We start from the raw sequence: 24,852 nt of genomic DNA on the forward strand, positions 1-24,852 counted from the left end.
CTTGCTGCCGCACACCGTCCGAACTAGGTTTCCCCCCCTCCTCCATTCGAAGACAAGGAAAAACCTGATGAAAGGGAAAATCAGCATCCGCGCGGCACTCATCCTGTCCACCTTATCAGCGCTCGCCGTGCCAGCAGCTGCCCAGGCCGAGACCTGCACGCCGCCATGGAGTAGCGTGCCGAGCACGAATACAACCAACCTGCAGAACGCCATCAAGCAGTGTTCCGGTAGCGGCACCAGCAGCAGCCCAGGCTTGGTCGACCTGACCAGCAACAACGGCATATCGACGGCAGTTATCACAAGCGTGAACCTTTCCAGCAACATCGTACTGAAGCTCGAGAAGGGCTTCACGCTGAAAGGTTCGCCGTCGCAACCCTCGAGCAGTGCGATGTTGGCAGGCAGCAATCTCAGCAACGTCACGATCACCGGCACCGGTGCGATCGATGGCGACGGACAGGACTATTGGCCGGCAGCAGTCGGTCAAAACAACACACCCCGGCCGAAGCTGATTGCCATCACCGGCTCGAATCTGCAGATCGGCTCGAACTTCACCGATGCCGGGAAATCGCAGTCGATCATCAGCCTTCCGAGTTCGACCAACGCCACCGACAACGCGCTGATCATTCGAAATTCGCCGAAAGAGCAACTGGTGATCGAATCGGGCTCGAAGAACGTCACGATCGACGGCGTGTGGATCTACGCGAACCCGAAACGCAATTCCAGCGGCAACGATCTCGCACCGAACACCGACGCGATCGACATCATCGGCACCCAGACCGCCACGATCAAGAACTGCTTGCTCGATACCGGCGATGACGATATCGCCATTAAATCCAACGCGGGCGGTGCGGCCACCTCGAACGTCAACATCAATCACTGCGTGGTCGGCGGCGGCCACGGCATCTCGATCGGCGGACAGGAAGCGGCAGGCACCACGCTCGCAAGCCCCGGTGTATCGCAGGTGACGGTCGACACCGTTCAATTCAGCGGCACCGACTATGGCTACCGGATCAAGACCGACCAGACTGCCAAGGATAGTGGCGCGACCACGGGCGTGACCTACCGGAACACTTGCATGCGCAACGTCCAGCAGCCGTTCCTGTTCACCTATACCTATGCGTCCGGTACCGGCGGCGCCCTGCCGATCATCGCGAATGTGAGCATCGACAACGTGATCGCTACCGCCACCAAGACCCAGGGCGCCATTGTCGGGCTCTCGAACAACCTGATGGGTGTGCCGAAATCGGGTGACACCGGGATCCGCATCACCAATAGCCAGATCAGTGGCGGCGGGGCCTTCTCGGTTACGGATGGCGAACTTCAGGTAGGCAACCATAGCAGCGTGACGACCTCGACCAGTTCGAACGGCACGGTGGTACCAATTACGGACAACGGTCCGACCTTGTCTTGCCCAAGCAGCATCACCATTCCGACGCAGATCTAAGAACCCTAACAAAATGAACTGCGAGGGGCTGCTACCCCGTCGCTTACTCCGTGAACCTCTTCGTTGTTTCTCCGATGAGGAGGCCACGGCCAAACCTATACTCAATGTCGAACTGTGGCTACTCATCCAACCACTATTGCCACTACCGAAGCCGCGCCGGACGCGATACCCCGTCAGCAAGCCGCTCGACGATCGCGCCTTGCTGACGGACCTCCTATTCGTGTTGCAGTCCGCTGCTCCCAGGGAAATGCTTCCTCAGGAAATGAGCCGTGGCTCGGGCATGAGTTGATAGCGCAGGCTGCGCGATCCGAAACGTGTCGATCGGCGAGACCACGAAGATGGCGTGACAGCACTACCTTGCGTCTTCAGTGCGATCAAAATCGTCACCTACATGCGTGGTTGCCGAGTCAGCTCAACGGACGTGCGGTATTCAGATTCTCCGATTGCGCGCCTCTCCCGACGCTGTGCCGGACGACCGAAGTTGTCCGGCTCCGTAGCCGCATCCACCGCTTCCTTTACTTCACCTAGAGCCCCATGAACACGAAAACACTCATGCGTGCCGTTGCGGCGGCTGCGTTCGCGCTGGCCTCCTCGCTCGCGCACGCCGCGACGTATGCGTACGTATCGAACAGCGACAGCCGCGACATCTCGGTGTTCGGCGTCGACACGTCGACCGGCGCGCTGCGCGCGATCGAAACCGTGCCGGTCGACGGCACCGTGATGCCGATGGCGTTGTCGCCCGATCATCACCGGCTGTACGCGGCGCTGCGCTCGACGCCCTATCGCGTCGTCAGCTTCGCGATCAATCCGCTCGACGGGCGGTTGATCGAACTCGGCCGCTCGCCGCTCGCGGACAGCATGGCGTATGTGTCGACCGATGCGTCGGGCCGCTACCTGTTCTCCGCGTCGTACGGCGGCAACCTGCTCGCGGTCAACCGGATCGGCGAGAACGGTGTCGCCGGCGACGTGCAGCAGACGATCAGGACCGGCCCGATGGCGCATGCGATCCGCCAGTCGCCGGACGGTCGCTACGCGTTCGCGTCCGTGCTCGGCGCCGATGCGTGGCTGCGCTTGCCGTTCGATGCGTCGAACGGCAAGCTGACCGATGCTGCCGAACCCGCGTACCGGCTGCCGGCGAAGTCGGGCCCGCGCCATTTCGTGTTTTCGTCGAACGGGCGCTTCGCATACCTGATCGACGAGCTCGATGGCAAGCTGCACGTGATTGCGCTGTCGCAAGGCGGCGCCGATGCGCGGCCGGTCCAGACCGTATCGATCCTGCCGCCGGATTTTCATGGCGACAAGCCGTGGGGCGCCGATCTGCATCTGACGCCGGACGGGACATTCCTCTACGCGTCGGAACGCACGTCGAGCACGCTCGCGGCGTACCGTGTCGATTCGGCGTCGGGCAAGCTCGCGCGGATCGGCACGTTCGCGACCGAGCAGCAGCCGCGCGGCTTCGCGATCGATCCATCGGGCGCGTATCTGCTCGCGGCCGGGCAACTGTCGCCGACGCTCGCGGTGTACCGGATCGACCGGCACACGGGCCACCTCGACGCGATCGGCAAGTATCCAGTCGGCAAGGGCGCGAACTGGGTCGAGATCGTCACGTACGACGGGACGAACTGATCCGCTTGCGACGGAGCGGGCGGCATGGCACGCGTGCCGCCCGTTTCGCGAGGTTTGCCTACATGCGATGCCGGGTCGCGCATCGAAACCGCACTCGATCGACTCAAGTTGAAAAATCCGCTGTCGTTAACCGACAAGGGATAACTTCGAGAGTCGATTCACCATGCGCGATCTGAAGGTAAAAAACAGTTTGCTCGCCGTGCTGGCCGCGTTCGCTGCGATGATCATCGTCGGCGGCATCGTCGGCGTCGTTGCGCTCGGCAGCGCGAACACGAACGCGAAACGTCTGCACGCCATCGCGACGCAGACCTCGCTCGTCAACGATGCGTACAAGGACAGCACCCGCACCCGCTCGGCGCTCGTGCGTGCGTATTCGGCACTGAAGGAACACAACGACCCGGCGCAGCGCGATTCGGCATTGCAAAGCGCGCAGCGCACGTTCGACCTGTCCGCCAAGGAAACGCAGGCGTTCAAGGACGCCGCGCCGATCGGCAGCCTCGGTGCCGACCTGAAGCAGGCGCTGGTCGAATCGTCGACGCATCTCGCGAACGTGCTCGCCCGCGCGACCGACGCGCTGCGCAACGGCGATACCACCGCGTATGCCGAGATCAACGACAAGGAAATCACGCTCGCCGGCCAGGTGTATTCGGCGAACGTCGAGAAATTCCAGCGCACGGCCAACCAGCTGGCGGAAGACACGATCGACGACGACAACGCCGCATACGCCCGCATCATCGCGATGGTCGGCCTCGGCGTCGCGCTGGCGCTTGCACTGATCGCCGCGACGCACTTCGCGCTGCGCGCGATCGTGTCCCGGCCGCTCGCGAACGCGGCCGCGCTGCTCGACCGGATTGCATCGAACGATTTGACCGTGACGGTGCCCGATGCCGGCCGCAACGAAATCGGCCAGCTGTTCGCGGCGATGAAGCGGATGCAGGCCGGGCTCGCCGCGACCGTCACCGGCATGCGCGACAGCAGCGACGCGATCCATACGGCCGCGCGCGAGATCGCCGCGGGCAATCTCGACCTGTCGAGCCGCACCGAGCAGCAGTCCGCGTCGCTCGAGGAAACGGCCGCGAGCATGGAGCAGCTGACGTCGACGGTGCGCCAGAACGCGGACAACGCGCAGCAGGCGAGCACGCTCGCGGCGAGCGCGGCGGACCTCGCGCAGCACGGCGGCGAACTGGTCGGCCGCGCCGTCGACATGATGGGCGTGATCAACACGAGTTCGCAGAAGATCGCGGAGATCACCGGGATGATCGACGGCATCGCGTTCCAGACCAATATCCTCGCGCTCAACGCGGCGGTCGAGTCGGCGCGTGCGGGCGAGCACGGGCGCGGCTTCGCGGTCGTCGCGGGCGAGGTGCGCACGCTGGCCCAGCGCAGCGCGAGCGCCGCGCGCGAGATTCGGCAACTGATCGGCGCGTCGATCGACGATGTACGCGACGGCAATGCGCTCGTGACGCAGGCCGGACAAGCAATGAACGAGATCGTGGCGTCGGTGCGGCGCGTGGCGACGATCATGAGCGAGATCACGACGGCCACCGTCGAGCAGAGTGCAGGCATTGACCAGGTCGGCCAGGCGGTCACGCAGATGGACCAGATGACGCAGCAGAACGCGGCGCTCGTCGAACAGGCGAGTGCCGCCGCGACCGCGCTCGAGCAGCAGGCCGGTTCCATGCAGGCCGCGATGGCGGTTTTCCGGATTGCGCGGGAGGGGTGAACGGGATGACACACCGTGCATATCAACGAAATCGGCAGGTATTCGTCCCGCGAAGCAAAGTCTAGCCTTCCTAGGCCAATGAAAACCCCTTGATGAGGCCTGATTCGAATTAACCGATATGAGCCTTTACTATCAAGCCGATGAGCTTTTGTCGCTGAGTAATGGCCCCCATAGTTGCCCCAACACTCGATCCTGCGGCTGTTGAAGCTCCGTTCGTGTTCTTGGGAGCGCCCGACATTCGGCCGTCAAACTATCCCTGGAGGCCTTCCGCCGAGCGAGCTGCCACCTTTTGAGCCTCGCTCATGTGGGGGACGACGTTACCATCAGGTCGTTCGAAATTGATACGGCTAACGTCGTTCTTCACGCCGAACGTCTTTTCGTATCGCGCCACGAATTCCAGGCCATCCTTCAGCGTCGCCAGCGGCGCGCCGCCCTCCGCACAGAAGCCGCGACTGTCCAGCGCGCCCGCGGCGAGCTTCGGCATGTCGACCGAGCAGATGCCGTCGCCGCCGAGGACGGGCACGCTCAGGCCCAGTTGCTTCGACTGCCGGCCGATCGACGCCGCCTGCGAATAGTAGCCACCGTAGAAGATCGCATCGGGACCCGTCGCCTTGATGTGCGTGAGGATCGCGTTGAAATCGGTCACCTTGTCGTTCGAATACTCACGCGCCACGACGTTCGTGCCGTTCTTCTTGGCCGTTTCCACGAATACGTCGGCCACTCCCGAACCGTACACGGTGCGATCGTCGATTACCGCTACCCTCTTCGCATGCAGCAGATTTGCGGCAAAGTCCGCGATGCGTGCGCCGATCACGTTGTCGTTAGCCGCAAGACGGACGATGTATGGGAAGTTCTGCTGCGTGATCGCCGGGTTGGACGCCGCTCCCGTGATCATCGGAACATTCGCGCTGTGATAGATGCGCGATGCCGGGATCGTCACGCCCGAGTTGTAGTGGCCGAGCACCGCCTTGACGCCGCTGTCGACAAGCTTCTGCGCGACCGACACACCCGTCTTCGGATCGGCCGCGTCATCTTCGGAGACCACCTGGAACGTCACCGGCTGACCGTTCACGACGATTGGGTTCTTGTTCAGGTGCTCGACCGCGAGCCGGACGCCGCGCTCGTCGTCCTTGCCGAAGCTGCGACTTTGGTGAGTGAGCCTGGATGTCATCACGTCGATGTGCTCCAGCGATTGACGACCAGCTTGCGCTGTGTTCGCCCATCGTCCGCCAATGCGATTGAATCTGCACTTCGCCTGAGCGTAAGACTGCGTGAGTAGCGCACATGTCACGGGCCGGTTGCCGATGCCAATTCACCCCGAACGTTGGCTCGGTCCGAATCGATCGAGCCGGCGTATGATTCACCGCCGCGACCTAGTGCCCCATCGCTACCGCAAGTTGCCGCTCCAATGCCCCGCTCGCGCGTCGGGCAGCCTGTCCGTCTACGCGGTCGGCCAATATCCCACAGAGCTGCTTTAACTGACCAGCAGCAAGCCCAACGTTCATGCTTATGCGCATATGCGCTTGCAGCTGCGAATCGACCCCTGTCATCGCGGCGAGCATGCTTACCGTCGCCAGTTCGCGGCTCTGCCAATCGAGATTGTCGCGCTCGAAAATATCGCCAAACAAGTGAGTCTTCAGAAATTGGTCAATCGCCGGCGCAAAATCGAACAATGCGCCTTTCACCGGACCGCCGGACAGCTTCGTCTGGTTTGCCGTACCGGCTACAAGCAATGCGTCACCGGTTGGCGCACGGCGGCTCGGCGCATGACCTTCCGTATCCTGGCGCCCCGCCTGCTTGCGGGTCTCCATCACCTTCATAAGCGATCCGAGCGCATTGAGGCTGCGCGGAAAACCTGCGTAAGCATAAAGCTGCACCAGGATCTCTCGAATCTCGCTGATTGTCAGACCGGTGTCCAGCCCCTCATTCAGCGCAGCGGTGAGATTGTCGATGTCCCCTGCGGCAGCAAAGGCCGCGATGGGCACGATCGCCTGCTGTCGCGCGGTCAGCGTTTCAGCAACGTTTGGAAGAGACGTTCCCGTGTTTGCCATGTCGTTCGATTCCTCATGTGAAGTTGCCTGCGTCGGTACCGCCGGAAAGCCGACGGCTAAAACGAGTACCGCTGCCCGCAGAAGTGTCCGAACGGCCCCGTCGCGCCAGACAGCACGTCTGCCCCGCGAGACCGACGGCGTAACCATGTCGAATGAAGTAAGCCGCATTTGCTCTGTGTCCGAGATATCAAACCGTTGCCGGCAAGCGATCGAGAAACTTCTCCAGCGTGATCGGATATTGGCGCACACGAACGCCGGTCGCGTTGTAGACGGCATTCGCCACCGCGGGCGCGACACCGGTGAGACCGAGTTCGCCGACGCCCTTCGCCTTGACCGGTGAAATTGTCGGATCGACCTCGTCGATGAACGCGACGTCGAGATGCGGTACGTCGGCATGAACCGGTACCTCGTAGCCGGCCAGGTCATGGTTGATGAAGAGCCCGAATCGCTTGTCGACCGCCATCTCCTCCATCAACGCCGCGCCGATTCCCATCGTCATTCCGCCGATCACCTGGCTGCGCGCCGTCTTGGGATTCAGTATGCGGCCGGCCGCACAAACGGCCAGCATTCGGCGCACGCGGATTTCGCCGGTGAAGGCGTTCACGCCGACTTCGGCAAAGTGGGCGCCGAACGTCTGGATCGCGAACCGCTTCGACAAGTCGCCGAACTCCATGCTTTCCTCCACGACGAGCGGTCCGTTGTCTGCCGCGCGCGCGAGCGGAACGCTTCTGCTGCCGGAGCGAATTTCGCCCGCGGCGAACTCGGCCCCGGCAATGTCGAAGCCGAGGCGCCGAGCGACCATCTCGCGCAGCTTCGTGCACGCGGCGTAGACGCCTGCGGTAACGGAGGCCGCGCCCTGCTGCCCCCCCGAACCCGGCGTCTCCGGAAAGCTCGAATCGCCCAATCGGACGACGACCCGATCGATCGGCACACCCATCATTTCGGCCGCCGTCTGTTGAACAACCGTATAGCTTCCGGTCCCGATGTCGGTCATGTCGGTTTCGATCGTGACGATCCCGCTGCTGTCGAGCCGTACGCGCGCACCGGCTTTGGCAATGGGCGCACCGCGGATCGCCGCGGCCATGCCAAGACCGACGAGCCAATGACCGTCGCGGACCTGTCCGGGCCGCGCTTGTCGTGCGTTCCAGCCGAAGCGTTCTGCGCCGGTGCGCAGGCACTCGACGAAAGGACGCGACGAGAAAGGCCGTTGCGGAAGCTCGGGATCAAACTGTGTGTCGTTCCGGACACGAAACTCGACAGGGTCCATACCGAGCTTCTCGGCCATCTCGTCCATCGCGATTTCGAGCGCCATCAGCCCCGGCGCTTCGCCAGGCGCCCTCATCGCGTTGCCTTCGGCCAGATCGAGTGTCGCAAGCCGGACGCACGTCATCCGGTTCGGGCCGCCATAGAGCATCCGCGTCGACAACGTCGTGGGTTCGGTACGCCCGCCAGCGAGATTGCCCGACCAGCTCTCGTGACCGATCGCGATCAGCCTTCCGTCGCGCGTGGCACCGAGCCGGATCCGCTGAATGGTCTTCGGTCGGTGAATCGTGTTGTTGAACATGATTGGACGCTGGAGCGCGATCTTGACCGGGCGTCGCACCATTCGCGCTGCCACTGCGGCGAGCGCGAGATCCGACTGCACGGTCCCCTTGCCGCCGAAGCCACCGCCGACGAACGACGAAATCAAGCGGACGTTTTCGCGCGGTATGCCAAGAATTGCGCCAAGATCGCGCGTACCCCAGTTCATCTGCTGGATGGACGTCCAGCACGTCACGCGGTCGCCGTCCCATTTCGCAATGGTCGCGTGCGGTTCCATCATCGCGTGCGCTTGATCGGGAACCGTGTATGTCTCGTCCACCTTGACGTGCGCCTGTGCGAAACCCTGCTCGAAGTCTCCAACGCGCGTGTCGGTCGGCCCGCCGAACGCCATCTGGCGCGCGACCGGCGCAGTCTGCATCTGCGTCTCGAGGTCGAACTGCCCGTTGCTGCGCACATATTGCACGCGAATCAGCGCGGCTGCCGCGCACGCCTGCTCGAACGTCTCCGCGACGACGACGGCCACCGGCTGATGGTAATGGTCGACGTCCGGCGCCGCGAGCATGCGCTGTACATAGAACTTGCCGACACCGAGCCGGCCGACATTTCGATACGTGACAACGGCAAGCACGCCCGGCGCTGCCTGCGCACGCCGCGTGTCGATGGACAAGATCCTCCCCTTGGCTACGCCCGCGCCCAGGATGTAGCCATAGGCAACGTCCGGGCCAACGTCGTGATATTCGTACGCATAGGTTGCAGTCCCGGTCGTCTTCAGCCCGGCCTCGTAGCGATCATATGGCTGACCGACGACCGTCATCCGGTCGATGGGATTCTGTCCTGCAGGCGTGTCGAACTTCATGGATCAACCTCTCGCTTGTTCCATTACATAGGCGAGCGTGCGCTCCACCAGTGGAATCTTGAACGCATTCTGCTGCGTGGGCTGCGCCTCTTTCATCAACGCATTCGCGACGGCTGCAGCCCCGTGCCGCATCGCTGCGTCTGCGGATGCGACCCGCCACGGCTTCGGTGCGACACCGCCCAGCGCGACGCGGCCGCTGCCGTCCTCATGAACGATCGCAGCGACCGACACGAGCGCAAACGCATAGGAGGCCCGATCACGGACTTTCTGGTAGAAGTGACGGCCGCCGATCGGGCGCGGAAGCGTCACTGCCGTGATCAGCTCGCCGGGCACGAGCGCAGTCTCGACATGCGGCGTCGTGTCCGGCAATCGATGGAAATCGGCGATGGGGATCGTCCTCGTCTGTCCGTCGCCGCGAACCGTTTCCACCGATGCATCGAGTGCACGCAATGCAACGGCCATATCGCCCGGATACGTCGCAATGCAACTGGCGCTCGCGCCGACGACAGCAAGCTGCCGCGTGAATCCGCCGATCGCGGCGCAGCCGGAGCCGGGCATACGCTTGTTGCACGGCAGATTCGGATCGTAGAAATACGGGCAACGCGTGCGCTGGAGCAGGTTTCCGCCGGTCGTGGCCTTGTTGCGTAGCTGACCGGATGCGCCCGCAACGATCGCACGTACCAGGACCCCGTAATCGCGTCGCACTCGAGGATGCGACGCAAGCGCCGTATTGGTCACGAGCGTGCCGATTCGCAGTCCGCCTTCCGGTGTGTCGTCGATATGATCGAGCCCGATGTCCTGAATATCAACGAGGTGAGTCGGCGTCTCGATCTCCAGTTTCATCAGGTCCAGCAGGTTCGTGCCGCCAGCGATGAATTTTGCTCCCTGGCGCTGTGCGACGATGCTTGCCGCGTCCGCAGCACTTTTCGCCCTCTCGTAGGTAAACGCCTTCATGCACGGCTCCCCGCGACTTCGGCCATCGCATCGGAGATGTTCGAATACGCACCGCAACGGCAGAGGTTGCCGCTCATCCGTTCGCGCATCTCGACGCGTGTCGCCTCGGCGGGCGCCATCAGGTCGTCCGTGACATGACTGGGCACCCCGGCCTTGATTTCGTCCAGCACGGCAACGGCCGAACATATCTGACCCGGCGTGCAGTAGCCGCACTGATATCCGTCGTGCCTGATGAACGCAGCCTGCATCCGATGAAGTTCGGACGGCGTGCCCAACCCCTCAATCGTGGTGATCGCGTCGCCGTCGTGCATCACCGCGAGGCTCAGGCACCCATTGATCCGGATACCGTTCACGTGAACCGTGCATGCGCCACACTGTCCGTGATCGCAGCCCTTTTTCGTACCGGTCAAAAGGAGGTGTTCCCGCAACGCATCGAGCAACGTGGTCCGAGGATCGACGTCGAGGTGTCGATCGTTTCCGTTGACATTGAAGACGACGCGCATCGTGCTCGTCATCGGCGACGACTCGCTTGGCCCGGCCTCCCCGGCCGGCGACATGGCGTTGGCGGTATCGGGCAGAAAAGGGGTGACAGCGGAGACGGCGCCGGCGATCAGAAGGTGACGTCTCCTCGCATTCAGTTGTTCCGAATCGTCCATATGTCTGCACTCCTCTCGTTGCAGCGGGCGCGTGCCGGTCGACCGGCTGCGAACGCTCTTTCGATGGCCCGGTTCACCAGGCATAAGCTTCAGGCGCGGCGCCCCCTGGTCCTGGCCAGATTTCGTCGAGGCAGCGAAGCGTGTCGTCGGACAGTGCAATATCCAGCGCCCGCAATGCGGATCTCGTCTGCTCCACGGTTCTCGGCCCCACGATGGGCGCGGTCACCGCCGGATGATGGAGCAGCCAGGCCAATGCGACGTCCGCGGGGCGCTCGCCGAGGTCCTCGCACAGCGATTCCCATGCCTCCAGCTGTTGCCGGTGGCACGCGATCTTGCGCGCCATGTCGGGCGTGGCGCGCCGCCCCTCGAGCGTCCCGCGCAATACGCCCCCCAGCAGCCCGCCCCCCAACGGACTCCACGGAATCAAGCCCAGCCCATGATGACGACACGACGGGATCAGTTCGAGTTCAACGGTTCGCGCGGAAAGGTTGTAGAGACTCTGTTCGGCGATCAGTCCCATGAACTGACGCGAACGGGCCGCGGCTTGCGCGGTCGCGACGTCCCAGCCGGCGAAATTGCAGCTGCCGATATAGAGCACCTTACCCTGCTGCACCAACAGTTCCATCGCCTGCCAGACTTCCTCCCAGGGCGTCGACCGGTCGACGTGGTGCATCTGGTAGAGGTCGATATGATCGACCTTCAGCCGCTTCAGGCTGTCCTCGCAGGCACGGCGGATATGGTAGGCCGACAGGCGCCGGTCGTTCGGGCCGGTACCCATCGGCTGATAGACCTTGGTGGCAAGGACGATGCGCTCGCGACGGCCGCCTTGAGCGATCCAGCGTCCGATGATCTCCTCGGAGATGCCGAAACCCTTTTCAAGGTCGGGTGACTGCGGGCCACCGTACACGTCGGCCGTATCGATGAAGTTGATGCCCGAATCCAGCGCGGTGTCGAGGATCCCGAAGCTGGTGGATTCGTCCGCCCTATCACCGAAATTCATGGTGCCAAGACAGAGACGACTGACTTTCAGACCCGAGCGTCCGAGGTGTACGTATTGCATGCCGATGCCGCCGATGTAGGTTGTCGGATTCCGGTTTGGTGGCCTCACATCGGCAACTGCGGCGGTTCTCGCTCCCGCAGGCTCGCACGACGATGCGCCTCGACAGGACTTTAGCGGGAACGATGGTTGTCGAAAGCCCCCGTTCATTTGATGGCGCTGTGAATGACGCTCAACAACGGGCGGCGACGCCGCACGAATCGATGATGCATCCGTCGCAGTCACCGTCGCATTTGTGAATACAACTCATTGGTGCGTCAACCGAACGCCGGCTAAACAAACAGGCACCGTTACGCTAAATTCGACGCCAAGTAGCCCGCACGATACGCCGATCCGACGCTGAATCGATCGACGCTGACGCGTTCACCACTCGATGGAAATACCCGTGACACCACCGCAATACCATTCGGCAGCGGCAGACCGCTCTTTGCTTCCGCTGATGAGCTGCGTATTCACCGTGTTCCTGGTCACGGGCGCGGCGCTGTCCGCTTTGCCGCTGCACATTCACCACGACCTAGGCTTCGGAACATTCACCGTCGGTCTGGTCTCCGGCGCCCAGTTCGCATCGTCGCTGGTCTCTCGCCTGTGGTCCGGTGCGATTGCAGACCGGCGCGGACCGAAGTTCGCCGTTTCCACCGGTCTTGGACTGTCCGCGACGGCCGGACTCCTGTACCTGTTGTCGCTGACGTTCTCCGGCAACCCGTCACTGTCCATCGCGATCCTGCTCATGGGCCGCACGCTGCTCGGTGCCGCCGAGAGTTTCATCATGACCGGCTCGCAAAGCTGGTGCCTCGCTCTCGCCGGTCCGGGCCATGCCGGCAAAACGATCGCGTGGATCGGAACGTCGATGTTCGTCGCACTGGCGGCCGGCGCACCGCTCGGCAGCTTTCTGTTCGACGCATTCGGATTTGCTTCGATCGGGCTCGCCACTTCCGCCGGCGCGGTCGTGACGATGCTGCTGGTCAGCCCGGTTTCGGATGCCAGAACCCAGTCCAGCAATGCAGAAGCCGTCGGGAAAGTACTGAAAGCCGTCTGGCTGCCAGGACTCGGCATGGCATTTCCCGGCCTCGGCTACGGCATCATGACCGCGTTCTCCGTGCTGCTGTTCGTTCAACGCGGCTGGCAACCCGCATGGCTCTCCTTTACAGCATTCGCCGCTGCGCTGATGGTTGCGCGGGTTTTTTTCGGTGCATTGCCCGATCGCCTCGGCGGAGCCCGTACTGCGGTCATCTTCGTCGCCCTCTACAGCTTCGGCATGGCGCTCGTCTGGGCCGCCCCGGTTGCATGGCTGGCGTTTGCGGGAACGACGCTTGCGGGATTCGGCTACGCGCTCATCTATCCCGGTTTCGGCATGGAGGCTGTAGCAAGGGCGCCAACGGACGCCAGAGGGCTGGCCATGGGCATCTACACTGCGTTCATCGATCTCGCGCTCGGCGTCTTTGCGCCTCTGCTCGGCCTCGTTGCCAATGTAACGGGCCTCGGCGCCATCTTTCTCATCAGCGCGATTCTCGCCCTGTTCGCCCTGCCCATCGCGATGAGACTTCGTTCATCTACTGAAGCCGCTTGAGACGCGCATCTCACATGACAGGCGAGCGCGGCGTTACCTCTCGACAAGTGCGTCTGGCCGGTTTCCTATCCGGGTCGCCATCACGGTTTCGTAATCGCGCATCGTCGCTGTTCAAAATCTCGCTCATTCGGAGAAGCACATGCAATACGTCAATCTTGGCCGCACCGGCCTCAAGGTCTCGCGCCTTTGTCTGGGCTGCATGAGTTACGGGGAACCCGCCCGACTGCCCCAACCGTGGTCGTTGGATGAAGAGGCGTCTCGCCCGTTTTTTCGTCAGGCACTCGAGGCAGGAATCAACTTCTTCGATACGGCGAACATCTATTCCGGCGGCGGTTCCGAGGAAATTGTCGGGCGCGCACTTCGCGACATGGCGCGACGCGAAGAAATCGTCGTCGCAACGAAGGCATTCTTTCCGTGGAGAAATTCGCCCAATACCGGTTTCCTTTCGCGCAAGGCGCTGTTCCAGTCGATTGACGACAGCCTGAAGCGACTCGGCATGGACTACGTCGATCTGTACCAGATTCATCGCTTCGATCCCGGCACGCCGGTCGAAGAGACGATGGAGGCGCTGCACGACATCGTCAAAGCCGGAAAAGCGCGCTACCTCGGCGCCTCGTCAATGGAAGCATGGCGTTTCGCCAAGATGCAGCACGTTGCGGAGCGCAACGGCTGGACACGTTTCATCTCCATGCAACCGCAGTACAACCTGCTCTATCGCGAGGAGGAGCGCGAGATGCTGCCGCTTTGCATGGACCAGGGCGTCGGCGTCATTCCATGGAGCCCGATGGCGCGAGGCAGGCTGACGCGCGACTGGAGCGAAAGCACACATCGAACGAAGAACGATGCGTTCGCGATCCAGATGTATCTGAATACGGAGGCGCAGGACCGGAAGGTGATCGACGTGGTCGCCAGGCTTGCCGACGATCATGGCGTTCCACGGGCGCACGTCGCGCTCGCGTGGCTGCTGGCGAAGCCCGGTGTGACCGCTCCGATCATCGGAGCGACGAAGCCTGAGCATCTTGCAACGGCGATCCGCGCGCTCGACTTCTCGTTGACCGGCGATGAAATCAACGCGCTGGAGGCGCCCTATATCCCTCATCCAGTCGATGGGATCGTTCCGCCGCTTCCTGATGGTCCACCGACCCTTACTTTGCCACGTAACTGAAAGCGAAATACATCGACTTCGACGGTCTTCCATCAGGGAAATGGAACATGAATCCGATCTATGACTTCAAAGGTCAGGTGGCCTTCGTAACCGGGGCTGCGATGGGCATGGGTCTCGCTGCAGCCCGTGCATTTGCGCAAAGCGGGGCCTCCGTGGTCCTGGCCGATCGTGACGGGAACCTCGCCTTGCGGGAAGCGCAAAATATCGTCGACGAAGGCGGCATCGCAACAGGTATCGCGTGCGACGTCACCGACGAAGCCCAGGTCGCTGCTGCAGTCGACCACGCGGTCGCCGAGTATGGCCGGCTCGACATGGCATTCAACAACGCCGGCATCCAGGTGCCGCCCAGCGATGCGGCGGACGAGCCGGCCGAGCATTTCCAGCGCGTGGTAGCAGTCAACCAGTTCGGCGTCTGGGCAAGCATGAAGCACGAACTGCGCATAATGCGCGCCCAGGGATCCGGCGCGATCGTCAACAACTCGTCGCTCGGCGGGCTGGTCGGCCTGCCTGAGCGTGCCGCCTATCACGGCACGAAGCATGCCGTGCTGGGGATGACGAAGAGCGCTGGTGTCGAATACGCGTCCCGCGGCATACGCATCAACGCCGTTTGTCCCGGCACCATCGATACGCCGATGGTGCAGGACATGCTGACGGGGCAAGCCGATGCCATGAAAGTGATACTGAAGGACCAGTCCATCGGTCGCCTCGGACGAGCAGATGAAGTGGCCGCCGCCGTACTATGGCTGTGCAGTCCCGGTGCGAGCTTCGTCGTGGGCGTCGGCTTGCCGATCGATGGGGGCTTCACGGCCCACTAAGCACGTCCCCCGACTTCGCGTCATCATTCCGGGCTGCGCGGTGTCGCTCCCTGGCACAACCGTTCCCAATTCCGGTGAGCAAATTTGGCCTTGTCGCCACCATCAAGAGCGAGCCCGTTTACGAAATTCCTGGCGTCGCCGCCCGCACGGTACTGGTATGGATAATCAGTGGAGAAAAGAATGCGATCCGGACCGACTGCTTCAATCGCCCGTCGCAGATAGCTTTCGCTGAACATGCCGCTCGACGTCAGATAGAGATTGCCTCGCACGTATTCAACAAGCGGCTTTTGCAAATTCGACACCCGATCCAGCATGGCAAGCCGCTCGAGATAGAAGATCACAACCTCCCCCCAGTGTCCGAGAATCACCTGCAGATCGGGATAACGGTCGAAAACGCCAGCGAGAACCATGCGCAGGAATTCGATTCCGGCCTCGTAATGCCAACCGAGACCGAATGTCGAAAAAGCCAGATCGATCGATGGCGAAAAGCCGCCGTAGTATGCATCTCGCACGACGGCCTGCGGAATCTGCGGATGAATCAGCAACGGGACACGAAGCTCGGCCGCACACGCATAGGTAGGTTCAAACAGCGAGTCATCGAGATGCCTGCTCCCCACGCGGCCGTAGAGAATAGCGCCCTTGGCGCCCAGCTCCGTCACGGCTCGACGCAGTTCGTTGGCCGCAGCATGCGGACTGGCAAACGGTAGCGCGGCGAGTGCCTGGAAGCGCGCCGGATTGCGGTGCACGGTTTCAGCCAACAGGTCGTTCACGCGTCGAGCCAGGCCAGTGCCGTGGTTCCCGAGATTGTTCAACCCGGGTGTGGTCAACGACAGAACCTGCTGCTCAACGCCAGTTTCGTCCATCAGAGCCAGTCGTTTCTCGCCGAGGTCGGCGAGGCGCTCGTCGAGGACCGCCGTGTTGAGGTCCAGGCTACCGTCGTCTGCGCCGGGGATGGTCAGCCACGCGTCCTTGATATCGGCCGGCAGGACATGTTCTTCGATTCCCACGATCTTCATTGCCGCACCCCTCTACTGCAGTTGAAATGTCTGCCACGGGCTGGACCCGCACGACCGACGCAAACCGGCCGATCTCCTGCAATCCCGGAGCGCATGCCGGCATCGCACATCGTCCGCCAATACACGCCGTTGTGGCGATCACGTCCGGTCTATTGCCCGGAAAAGCGCAGCATGGCCTCCGGGTACCGAGCCCCCTTGACGCAGATGTTCGCCTGCCGGATCACGTCGAGGTCGTCCTGATCCAGCGTCACGCTCAGCGCACCGATGTTCTCCTCGAAGCGTTCGAGCTTGCGCGTGCCGAACAGCGGCACGATCCACGGCTTCTGTGACAGCAACCACGCGAGCGCTATCTGGGCGGGTGTCGCGCCGTGTTTTTGTCCGATTCGTCGGATGAGATCCACCAGCTTCTGGTTCGCGACGCGAGCCTCTTCGGCAAACCGCGGCGTTTGCGCACGGATGTCGGAGCTGTCGAACGTGGTGTCGACGTCGATCCTGCCTGTCAGAAAACCCTTGCCAAGCGGGCTATACGGCACCAGCCCGATACCCAGCTCTTCGAGCGTCGGGATGATCTCCGCCTCGGGCTCGCGGGTCCACAGCGAATACTCGCTCTGCAGCGCCGCGAGCGGCTGCACCGCATGCGCGCGGCGAATCGATTGCGCACTTGCCTCGGACATGCCGAACCACAGCACCTTGCCCTCGGCTATCAAATCTTTCACCGTGCCTGCGACGTCTTCCATCGGCACTTCGGGGTCAACCCTGTGCTGATAGTACAAATCGATATGATCAGTACGCAGGCGCCGCAAGCTGCCCTCGATGGACCGGCGGATCTGAGCCGGTTTGCTGTTGACTCCGCCCCGGTGTTCGCCCGTGTCCTGATCGATGTCCCAGCCGAACTTGGTCGCGATCCTGACCTTGTTACGCATTGGTGCGAGGGCTTCGCCCACCATCTCTTCATTGGTCCACGGGCCATAGACTTCTGCGGTGTCGAAGAAATCCATGCCACGCTCGACGGCCGCGCGAATGAGGGCGATCATCTCTGCGCGGTCGGGCAATTCACGCGCCTTGCCGTAGCCCATCGCCCCGAGAGATAAAGCCGATACTTCAAGCCCTTGGCCAAGTTTTCGCTTGATCATGCCGCATCTCCTGTTTCGTCGTGCGGTGTGACGCAAACCGTTGCAGCGCATGTCTGCTCTCGAGCATTGGCTCAAGGCGGCTGGATGACCAGGCGCCCGGTCTACAATTACCCGCCGACAATGCCGACAATCAAACACGACCGAATTCACTACCGATTCCGCGATCCGCAGCCTGGATCAGGACGTGGCAATCGCCAGTCCAACGATTGGCTCCGTCTTCAGGCCGTCTGGCCGACGTTGAGCTGGTTGACGACTGCGTGCCCCACGGCATGCGCGGACGCCGGATTCTGGCCGGTCACGAGGCGCCCGTCGATGACGACATTCTCGCTCCAGTTCGGCGCAGGACGGTGCATCGCACCGCGCTGCTTCAGCGTGCTCGCCAGCAGATAGGGCACGACCTTCGTGTAGTTGACCTCGGCTTCCTCTTCGTCGGTGAAACACGCAAGATTCTTGCCGGCTACAAGGTAGCTGCCGTCGGAGAGCGTCGCGTTAACCAGCGCAGCCGGTCCGTGACAGACCGCCGACACGATGCCGCCGGCTTCCCAGATCTCGCGAACGACTTTCTGCACAGCCGGGCTGTCGGCGAAGTCCCACATCGTGCCGTGACCACCGGCAAAGAAAACGGCCGAATAGTGTGATGGTTCGAGATCGCCGAGCACGCGTGAATGGGCGAGCTCGTCGCGAAAATGCTTGTCCTGCCAGTAGCGATCATTGATGGGATCCGTCAGATCGAAGAAGTCGATTGGCGGATGACCGCCACGAATCGAGGCGATTTCCACCGGGATGCCGGCTTCTTCGAACACGGCAAGCGGATGCGTCAACTCGACCATCGCAAAACCGGTCGGCTCGCCCGAATCGCCGCGGATCGGGTGACTGGTGACCACGCACAGGATAGGTTTGATGCGGGTGCTGTTCATGCTTGCTGTCCTGAGGTTTCGAGTGAAGTCATGTCAATGACGAAACGATATTTCACGTCGCTTTTCAACATGCGCTCATAGGCTTCGTTGATCTTCTGGATAGGGATGATCTCGACGTCCGAGACGATGCCGTGCTCGCCGCAGAAATCGAGCATTTGCTGGGTATCGCGCAGGCCACCGATGAACGACCCCGAGATCGCCTTGCGGCCACGCACCACCGATCCGGCATTCACCGGGGTGCTGAGTGGCCCCATGTAGCCGACTAGTACCAGCACGCCTTCCAACGCAAGGGTCGGCATATAAGGATTGACGTCGTGATCATAAGGGACCGTGTCAATGACCACGTCGAATCGGCCGGTAACGGCCTTCATCTGTTCGGGGTCGTTCGACAGCACCACATGATCGGCACCGAGGCGGACCGCATCGTCTTCCTTGCCCGCCGAACGGGTGAACAGCGTGACATCGGCACCAAGCGCCTTGGCCAGTTTCAAGGCCATGTGACCGAGCCCGCCGAGCCCAATGACCGCGACCTTGCTCTCCGCCCCAACATTCCAATGGAGCAGCGGCGACCATGTTGTGATGCCGGCGCAAAGGAGCGGTGCCGCGCCTGCTGGATCAAGGCCGTCGGGGAGAGACAGTACGAACTTGTCGCGCACGACAATCACGTCCGAGTAGCCGCCATACGTGATGCTGCCGTCCTGCCGATCGACGCTGTTGTAACTGAACGTGGAACCCTCGACGCAGTCTTGCTCCCATCCCTTCAGACAAGGTTGGCAGTGCTGACAGGAATCGACCATGCAACCGACGCCGACCATCTCGCCCACCTTGAAGCGAGTCACGTTCTCGCCGACCTGGCGCACGCGTCCTATGATCTCGTGGCCAGGCACGATCGGATAGGTGGTAAAGCCGCCGTGGTTGCGTGCCATGTGCAGATCGGTATGACAGACGCCGCAAAAGAGGATATCGATCACCACATCGTCTGACCGCGGAGCTCGCCGCTTGAAGTCGAGATGCTGGAGCGGATCGTTGGCCGAATAAGCTGCGAATCCTGTTGCGTTCATGAAGTGTGGTCCTCGTCGCGCGTCGCGCGACCACGGTAGAAAGATGGCTCGATCAGGTCATACGCGGTGACATGACCAGTCGTGATACACCCGACGTCCCAGACTCAGGCAATGCCGGGAGCGAACAGGGCCTCCCAGTTCGTGAAGGGGCCAAGGGGGATGACGTCCCAGCCGATCAGACCGGCCTTGGCCAGCGGAAACTCAGCAAGCGCAATTCTTGCGGCCTCGACAGACTCGGCTTCCGCGATGATGGCGACACCGGGACGGTCCTGTCGAAAATAGATGTCGCGGATGATGCCCCCTTTGTACATCTGCCACGCATGGCGGGCTTCGTCCTGCATGTGTGGCTGGTATTTCTCGAGGCTGGCGCCCGGCTGGGGGACATCGAGGCAAAGCAGTTTCATCGTTGGTTTTCCTTAAGCGATGCAGAACGGTTCAGGCGGGTTGGAGGCGGCCGGCTATCGTCGCCACGCGGCGACCGAGGTACTGGGCTGTCATGAGGTCGCTTGCCGGCGGCGCTACATCGGGTGCCTGATCCACGTTCGCATGGGTCATGACACCCAGCCAGCTGCCCAGCCGGTTCAGATCGTCAGCGCTGGCGGTGCTGCTGTTGTTGCCGGGCATGAGGTCGAGGCCAACCCAGATCATCCCGTGCTGTGCGGCGAACAGCGCCATCGATACCAGCGAGTTCAGCTTGTCGCCGTGCTGCGCACCGGAGTTCGTGAACCCTGCGGCGATCTTGTTGCGCCATTTCAGTGCGGTCCATGCAGCCTTCGTGGAATCCTCGAAGAACTGCTTGAGCCGGGCGCTGATCATGCCGTTGTAGGTCGGCGAACCGAAGATAATCGCGTGGCTCGCTTCGAGCGTTGCCCAATCGACGCCATCAGCGACTGCAAACAGCTTCACCTCGGCCCCATGGATCTGCCGAACTCCTTCCGCGACGGCCTCTGCCACGCGCGCGGTGTGGCCGTAGCCACTGTCATGCACGATTGAAATCAACACCGGTGTTTGTCCTTGCCTTGAAGGTTTGCGCGTCTCGAGAGTCGGTTGAATGGGCAGCGCGTCACAAGCGCACCCGAAAATCTCGTTGCTGGTTGAACACTTTAAAGTAGAATTTTGAGAAGCATGGGTGGAAATAATTCCCATCTGTGCTTCCTTAATTTCTACAATCGCGGAGCAGATCTGTGCGTGACCGATTCGATGGCGTGCAATTGTTTGTGGAGGTCGTCGAAGCAGGCGGCTTTGCGAAAGCCGGTGAACGGCTTTCGCTGACGCGCTCGGCGGTCGGAAAGGCTATCGCGCGTCTCGAGGAGCGGCTCGGGGTGCAGTTGTTTCAGCGCACAACCAGGAATCAGTGTCTGACCGAGGACGGACAGCAATATTACGAGCGCTGCCTTCGAGCAATCGAAGAGATGCGCGCTGCGGAAACCATGCTGGAAAACGGCCGCCGGGAAGTGGTCGGGAAGTTGCGCGTCACGCTCCCCACGCTGTTCGGCCGCTACTGTGTCGCCCCGATCCTGCGATCGTACGCGCGAGCGCATCCGAAGCTCGAACTGGAATTGAACTTCAGCGATCGTCAGGTCGACGTGATCGCCGAGGGTTTCGATCTCGCGGTGCGCAACGGCGTGGCGGGTACCGGCACCACGCTGCGAGCACGCCTGCTGGTCAACCAGCGCAAGGTACTGTGTGCATCGCCTGCCTATCTCGCAACGAGAGGCGAGCCGCACACGCTGGCCGATCTTGCGAAACACGACCTGCTCCCCTACTGGCGCAACGAGCACGGTTTGCTCTGGCAGCTTCCTGACGCGACCGATACGCTTGTCGATTTTCAGCCCACTTCGCGCTTGCGTTTCGACGATCTCGAGGCAATCGCCGATGCCGCTGTCGACGGCATGGGCCTGGCCTGGATTCCCTACTGGCTGATTCGCGACCGGATGCGACGTGGCGAACTGGTCGAGATCTGGGGACATCGGCCGACGGCCGTCGTCGAGGGCTACGCCGTTTGGCCGGCAGCGCAGTATCTTCCGCTGCGCTGCCGTCTGGCTATCGATGTCCTCGCCTCGGAACTGCCGAAACGCGTCGAGGCGTGATCGCACAGTCCCGCTCGAACACGCCATCCGAAAACTTCGCCCTCCATCAACCAAACCAGCGAGACCTCATATGCCTGAACGTCGCATTCGGTTGAGAACATGGCTGCTTGCCGCAGCCACGCTCTGCAGCCCCGGAACGAACGTGCTGCATGCCCAGGAACCGGACAAGACCGTAGTGCGCATCGCCGAACTAGTGATCGATCCGGCACAACTGGAGACCTACAAAGCGATCGTCAAGGAAGAGATGGACGACTCCGTCCGGCTCGAACCCGGCGTGCTCGCCATCTACTCGGTCGCCGTCAAGGACAAGCCGAACCATCTGCGTTTCTTCGAGATCTATGCCAGCGACGAAGCCTATCGGGCGCATATCGAAGCTCCGCACTTCAAGAAATATGTCGCACTCACACAGCGGATGATCCAGTCGCGCACGCTGATCGAGACGACGCCCGTACAGCTCAGCGCCAAAGCGCGGCAACCGAAGGCGGTTGATTGACCCTGCTCACGACGGAGTTCCCTGCATGAAACGGAAACACACCTTGCTTGCCGCAATCGGCGCGACCGCTACATTGACCATGAGTGTGTTGGCCGCGCATGCTCAAACGCCAACTTCCGAATCCCCACTCACGCATGGCAAAACGCCGGCGTACTACATCGCCGACTTCGAACTCACCGATCCGGAAGGCATTAAGCCATACCGCGATCAGGTGGATGCAACATTCAAACGCTACAGCGGACGTTACATCGTGCGTGCGGGCCATGTGGATGGGCTGGAGGGCAATCCGCCGAACCATCGTCTGATCATCATCGAGTTCGACAGCCTCGACCTGGCCCGCGCGTGGTACAACTCGCCCGAGTACGCCCGAATCCGCCCGTTCCGCCAGCGCTCCGGCCACACGAATGCGTACATCGTCGAAGGACTGCCGCAGTAGCTGATGATGTGTCGGGCATTCGCTCGTTCAAACCCTGGTTCGAAACGATGCTATGCAACAAGCGCGTTCGAATGGTGCCAGAAACTGGCACCACCCCTGCATAGAATGGCTCCGCGAACAAAGGGCAGCGAACCGCGCTCCCCTATTACCGCGAAGGATCTGCGCCATGCCTCGATTCGAACCGCCCAACCCCATTTATCCGGTAGCCCGCCAGGCAGATATCGACACCGGCCCCATCGCTATGGACAATCCCCTGACGATGGGGCCGGAAGACGAGGCCGCGTTGCTTGCGGCATGGGCCGCCGATTCGCTGTCCATGAAGCGCCAACCGGACTTCATCTTGACGCAGTTGCATCACGCGATCGGCGAGAACCCGACCTACCTCAACCGTGCCGTCCTTGATCGCGTGGCCGCACGGCGCAATGCCTTCAGAACGCCCGAGTTCCAGGACGGGCTCAAGGCACACCCGGCATCCGTCGTGGCCCGGCCACCCTGCTTCGCCAAGGTCGCGGTTCCGGACCTGTGCACGGCTTGACGCTGAGGTAGCAACACACATGAAACGCATTCAATACAGCCGCTATGGCGGCCCGGAGTTCATGCGCGTGGAGGATTTCCAATTGGCTGCGCCGGGCAAAGGCGAAGTGGCCGTGCAGGTCAAGTTTGCCGCCATCAATCCGATCGACTGGAAGTTACGCAATGGACAGATGAAGATTGTTACCGGCGAGGCTTTTCCCCGCGCGATGGGCATGGATTTTTCGGGGACGGTCATCGGCGTCGGTGCCGGTGTGACGCGCCACAAAGCAGGCGACGCGGTATTCGGTCTCGCCCGCTTCAAGGAAAGCGGCGCGCTTGGGGAAGCAGTCGTGACGAAGGATGACTTTCTAGCGACGAAGCCCGAGAACATTTCGTTCGAGGCCGCGGCGTGCCTCGGCACCCCCGGTGTCACGGCATGGAACGGGCTGATCGACAAAGCGAAACTGCGAACCGGCCAGCACGTCTTCATCAATGGCTGTGCCGGAGCGGTCGGTGAAGCGGCCGTGCAGATCGCCCAACTTTTCGGTGCCGTCGTCTCCGGCAGCTGTAGTGCCCGAGACATGGAGCGAGCAACATCACTGGGTGTACAGCACATCTACGATTACCGGACGAGCGATCTATCGAAAATCACTACACGCTTCGATGTGGTTTACGATACCGCGACCACCATGACGGTATCGGACGGCCTGGCCATGCTGTGCCGCGGCGGCGTGTTCCTGGATCTTGACCCAGGCCCGGCCAAGCTTATTCGGGCGATTTTCGATCGACGGCTCAAGCCCATCATCGGTTCGCCGCGGGCGGAGCTTCTGGAAAAGCTGGCGAGCGCCGCTCGGGAAAACAGATTCAAAATTCCCATTGGAGAAATCGTTTCCCTGAACGGTGCCATCCAGCTGATTACCGAGCTGGAAAGAGGCCGTAAGCTCGGCGGCAAAGGCGTCGTGGCGATGGAGTAAGCATGGCCAGAAGTCATCGACTGTTCGATCTGATGCAAGCGCTTCGACGACACCGAAGAACAGTGTCGGGAAAAGCGCTTGCGCTGGAACTCGGCGTGTCGCTACGCACCATCCGTCGCGACGTCGCAACGCTGCAAGACATGGGCGCCGATATCGATGGAGAGCCGGGTGTCGGCTACATCTTGCGACCAGGATTCCTTCTGCCACCACTCTCGTTCACTGCGGATGAAATCCAGGCGCTAGTCATCGGAGCGCAGTGGGTCAGCCACCAAACGGACGACGCACTTGCCCTTGCCGTGACGAATGCATTGGCCAAGATCGACGCTGTTTTGCCCCCTGACATGCGAACGGCACTCCAGGACGATACGGTCTACGTGGGTCACCCGCTGAAGACCCAAGCGGCACTCGACTTGAGCGACATCCGCCGGGCGCTTCGCGAACAGCGCAAGTTGCGTATCACCCTGTCGATCGAACATGCACCCACTGACGAACAAGTTGTCTGGCCGATCATGTTGGGTTTGATCGACGGCAAGCGGTTTATCGCCGCCTGGTGCGAGCTGGATAGCCGATTCCGAGTGATCGGTATGGATGACATTGCTACCGCGGACGTTCTCGCCGAACGCTACACTCGCAACCGCCGGCAGCTAGTCAAGGAATGGCGCACCCAGGAGATGTGTCCATGCAATAGCCAAGGCACCGTTTGCTAACGAGTTGGATTGGGTCCAGTCGGACTGCCGGAACCGGTGAGATACGCCTGCAATAT

Annotated in this window: 24 protein-coding genes and 1 pseudogene; 13 read left to right on the top strand and 12 right to left on the bottom strand. The window is 61.9% G+C overall.

All coding sequences use genetic code 11. The features are described 5' to 3' along the window. Positions 1 to 67: 67 nt before the first annotated feature. From O1Q03_RS03480 to O1Q03_RS03495, 4 genes and pseudogenes are all read left to right on the top strand, one after another. A complete protein-coding gene (locus O1Q03_RS03480; protein WP_111442649.1) occupies positions 68 to 1,444 on the top strand; it encodes a glycoside hydrolase family 28 protein in 1,377 nt (458 codons plus the stop codon). A gap of 28 nt (positions 1,445 to 1,472) precedes the next feature. Then, positions 1,473 to 1,730 (top strand): annotated as a pseudogene (locus tag O1Q03_RS40090) (hypothetical protein); the annotation flags it as partial. A 248-nt stretch (positions 1,731 to 1,978) separates the two neighbouring features. Next, positions 1,979 to 3,070: a lactonase family protein gene (locus O1Q03_RS03490; protein ID WP_111442647.1), complete on the top strand. Its 1,092-nt coding sequence runs from the start codon at positions 1,979 to 1,981 to the stop codon at positions 3,068 to 3,070. Positions 3,071 to 3,233: 163 nt separating this feature from the next. Next, the gene (locus tag O1Q03_RS03495; protein WP_111442646.1) at positions 3,234 to 4,793 is read left to right on the top strand and encodes a methyl-accepting chemotaxis protein; all 1,560 of its coding nucleotides are present in this window, start codon (positions 3,234 to 3,236) and stop codon (positions 4,791 to 4,793) included. Positions 4,794 to 5,043: 250 nt separating this feature from the next. Here the strand turns inward: O1Q03_RS03495 and O1Q03_RS03500 are convergent, their stop codons facing one another. From O1Q03_RS03500 to O1Q03_RS03525, 6 genes are all read right to left on the bottom strand, one after another. Next, complete coding sequence (locus O1Q03_RS03500; protein WP_111442645.1) at positions 5,044 to 5,964, bottom strand: branched-chain amino acid ABC transporter substrate-binding protein; 921 nt, start codon at positions 5,962 to 5,964, stop codon at positions 5,044 to 5,046. A gap of 202 nt (positions 5,965 to 6,166) precedes the next feature. After that, on the bottom strand, positions 6,167 to 6,844 hold the full coding sequence (locus tag O1Q03_RS03505; RefSeq protein WP_059620084.1) for a carboxymuconolactone decarboxylase family protein: 678 nt from the start codon (positions 6,842 to 6,844) through the stop codon (positions 6,167 to 6,169). 187 nt (positions 6,845 to 7,031) lie between these two features. Then, the gene (gene paoC, locus O1Q03_RS03510) at positions 7,032 to 9,242 is read right to left on the bottom strand and encodes an aldehyde oxidoreductase molybdenum-binding subunit PaoC (RefSeq protein ID WP_111442644.1); all 2,211 of its coding nucleotides are present in this window, start codon (positions 9,240 to 9,242) and stop codon (positions 7,032 to 7,034) included. A 3-nt stretch (positions 9,243 to 9,245) separates the two neighbouring features. Further along, positions 9,246 to 10,196, bottom strand: a complete 951-nt coding sequence (locus O1Q03_RS03515; RefSeq protein WP_111442643.1) for an FAD binding domain-containing protein — start codon at positions 10,194 to 10,196, stop codon at positions 9,246 to 9,248. After that, positions 10,193 to 10,852, bottom strand: a complete 660-nt coding sequence (paoA, locus tag O1Q03_RS03520; protein WP_059620090.1) for an aldehyde dehydrogenase iron-sulfur subunit PaoA — start codon at positions 10,850 to 10,852, stop codon at positions 10,193 to 10,195. The genes O1Q03_RS03515 and paoA overlap by 4 nt, the downstream gene beginning before the upstream one ends. 73 nt (positions 10,853 to 10,925) lie before the next feature. Beyond that, a complete protein-coding gene (locus tag O1Q03_RS03525) occupies positions 10,926 to 11,912 on the bottom strand; it encodes an aldo/keto reductase (RefSeq protein ID WP_059620092.1) in 987 nt (328 codons plus the stop codon). Positions 11,913 to 12,282: 370 nt separating this feature from the next. Here O1Q03_RS03525 and O1Q03_RS03530 point away from each other — a divergent pair, with 370 nt between their 5' ends. From O1Q03_RS03530 to O1Q03_RS03540, 3 genes are all read left to right on the top strand, one after another. Continuing rightward, positions 12,283 to 13,476 carry an arabinose transporter gene (locus O1Q03_RS03530; protein ID WP_111442642.1) on the top strand — a complete coding sequence of 398 codons (1,194 nt, stop codon included), beginning with the start codon at positions 12,283 to 12,285 and terminating at the stop codon, positions 13,474 to 13,476. Between the two features lie 139 nt (positions 13,477 to 13,615). Then, complete coding sequence (locus tag O1Q03_RS03535; RefSeq protein WP_111442641.1) at positions 13,616 to 14,641, top strand: aldo/keto reductase; 1,026 nt, start codon at positions 13,616 to 13,618, stop codon at positions 14,639 to 14,641. 47 nt (positions 14,642 to 14,688) lie between these two features. Then, positions 14,689 to 15,456 carry a glucose 1-dehydrogenase gene (locus O1Q03_RS03540; RefSeq protein WP_111442640.1) on the top strand — a complete coding sequence of 256 codons (768 nt, stop codon included), beginning with the start codon at positions 14,689 to 14,691 and terminating at the stop codon, positions 15,454 to 15,456. A gap of 23 nt (positions 15,457 to 15,479) precedes the next feature. Here O1Q03_RS03540 and O1Q03_RS03545 read toward each other — a convergent pair whose 3' ends face one another. From O1Q03_RS03545 to O1Q03_RS03570, 6 genes are all read right to left on the bottom strand, one after another. Beyond that, positions 15,480 to 16,472: an amidohydrolase family protein gene (locus O1Q03_RS03545; protein WP_059620100.1), complete on the bottom strand. Its 993-nt coding sequence runs from the start codon at positions 16,470 to 16,472 to the stop codon at positions 15,480 to 15,482. Between the two features lie 149 nt (positions 16,473 to 16,621). Then, positions 16,622 to 17,605, bottom strand: a complete 984-nt coding sequence (locus O1Q03_RS03550) for an aldo/keto reductase (protein ID WP_059620102.1) — start codon at positions 17,603 to 17,605, stop codon at positions 16,622 to 16,624. Between the two features lie 218 nt (positions 17,606 to 17,823). After that, positions 17,824 to 18,522 (bottom strand): type 1 glutamine amidotransferase domain-containing protein, encoded by a 699-nt coding sequence (locus O1Q03_RS03555; RefSeq protein ID WP_111442639.1) that lies wholly within the window; start codon positions 18,520 to 18,522, stop codon positions 17,824 to 17,826. Next, positions 18,519 to 19,583, bottom strand: coding sequence for an NAD(P)-dependent alcohol dehydrogenase (locus tag O1Q03_RS03560; RefSeq protein WP_059620105.1), 1,065 nt, complete (start codon positions 19,581 to 19,583; stop codon positions 18,519 to 18,521). Before O1Q03_RS03560 ends, O1Q03_RS03555 begins: the two co-directional genes overlap by 4 nt. A gap of 104 nt (positions 19,584 to 19,687) precedes the next feature. Further along, on the bottom strand, positions 19,688 to 19,987 hold the full coding sequence (locus O1Q03_RS03565; protein WP_059620107.1) for a hypothetical protein: 300 nt from the start codon (positions 19,985 to 19,987) through the stop codon (positions 19,688 to 19,690). 31 nt (positions 19,988 to 20,018) lie between these two features. Continuing rightward, the gene (locus O1Q03_RS03570; RefSeq protein ID WP_059620109.1) at positions 20,019 to 20,585 is read right to left on the bottom strand and encodes a flavodoxin family protein; all 567 of its coding nucleotides are present in this window, start codon (positions 20,583 to 20,585) and stop codon (positions 20,019 to 20,021) included. A gap of 182 nt (positions 20,586 to 20,767) precedes the next feature. Here O1Q03_RS03570 and O1Q03_RS03575 point away from each other — a divergent pair, with 182 nt between their 5' ends. The 6 genes from O1Q03_RS03575 to O1Q03_RS03600 all read left to right on the top strand — a co-directional run bounded on the left by O1Q03_RS03575 (position 20,768) and on the right by O1Q03_RS03600 (position 24,796). Then, positions 20,768 to 21,673, top strand: coding sequence for a LysR family transcriptional regulator (locus O1Q03_RS03575; RefSeq protein ID WP_059620110.1), 906 nt, complete (start codon positions 20,768 to 20,770; stop codon positions 21,671 to 21,673). Between the two features lie 70 nt (positions 21,674 to 21,743). Next, a complete protein-coding gene (locus tag O1Q03_RS03580; protein WP_111442638.1) occupies positions 21,744 to 22,166 on the top strand; it encodes a putative quinol monooxygenase in 423 nt (140 codons plus the stop codon). A gap of 25 nt (positions 22,167 to 22,191) precedes the next feature. Continuing rightward, positions 22,192 to 22,602, top strand: coding sequence for a DUF1330 domain-containing protein (locus tag O1Q03_RS03585; RefSeq protein ID WP_059620112.1), 411 nt, complete (start codon positions 22,192 to 22,194; stop codon positions 22,600 to 22,602). A gap of 166 nt (positions 22,603 to 22,768) precedes the next feature. Beyond that, entirely contained in the window at positions 22,769 to 23,137 is a 369-nt protein-coding gene (locus tag O1Q03_RS03590) for an antibiotic biosynthesis monooxygenase (protein WP_111442637.1), read from the top strand. 19 nt (positions 23,138 to 23,156) lie between these two features. Beyond that, on the top strand, positions 23,157 to 24,089 hold the full coding sequence (locus O1Q03_RS03595; RefSeq protein WP_111442636.1) for an NAD(P)-dependent alcohol dehydrogenase: 933 nt from the start codon (positions 23,157 to 23,159) through the stop codon (positions 24,087 to 24,089). Positions 24,090 to 24,091: 2 nt separating this feature from the next. Continuing rightward, positions 24,092 to 24,796, top strand: coding sequence for a helix-turn-helix transcriptional regulator (locus O1Q03_RS03600; protein WP_111442635.1), 705 nt, complete (start codon positions 24,092 to 24,094; stop codon positions 24,794 to 24,796). Positions 24,797 to 24,852 lie beyond the last annotated feature (56 nt).

Source organism: Burkholderia sp. IMCC1007, from assembly GCF_027257875.1.
Lineage (GTDB): Bacteria > Pseudomonadota > Gammaproteobacteria > Burkholderiales > Burkholderiaceae > Burkholderia.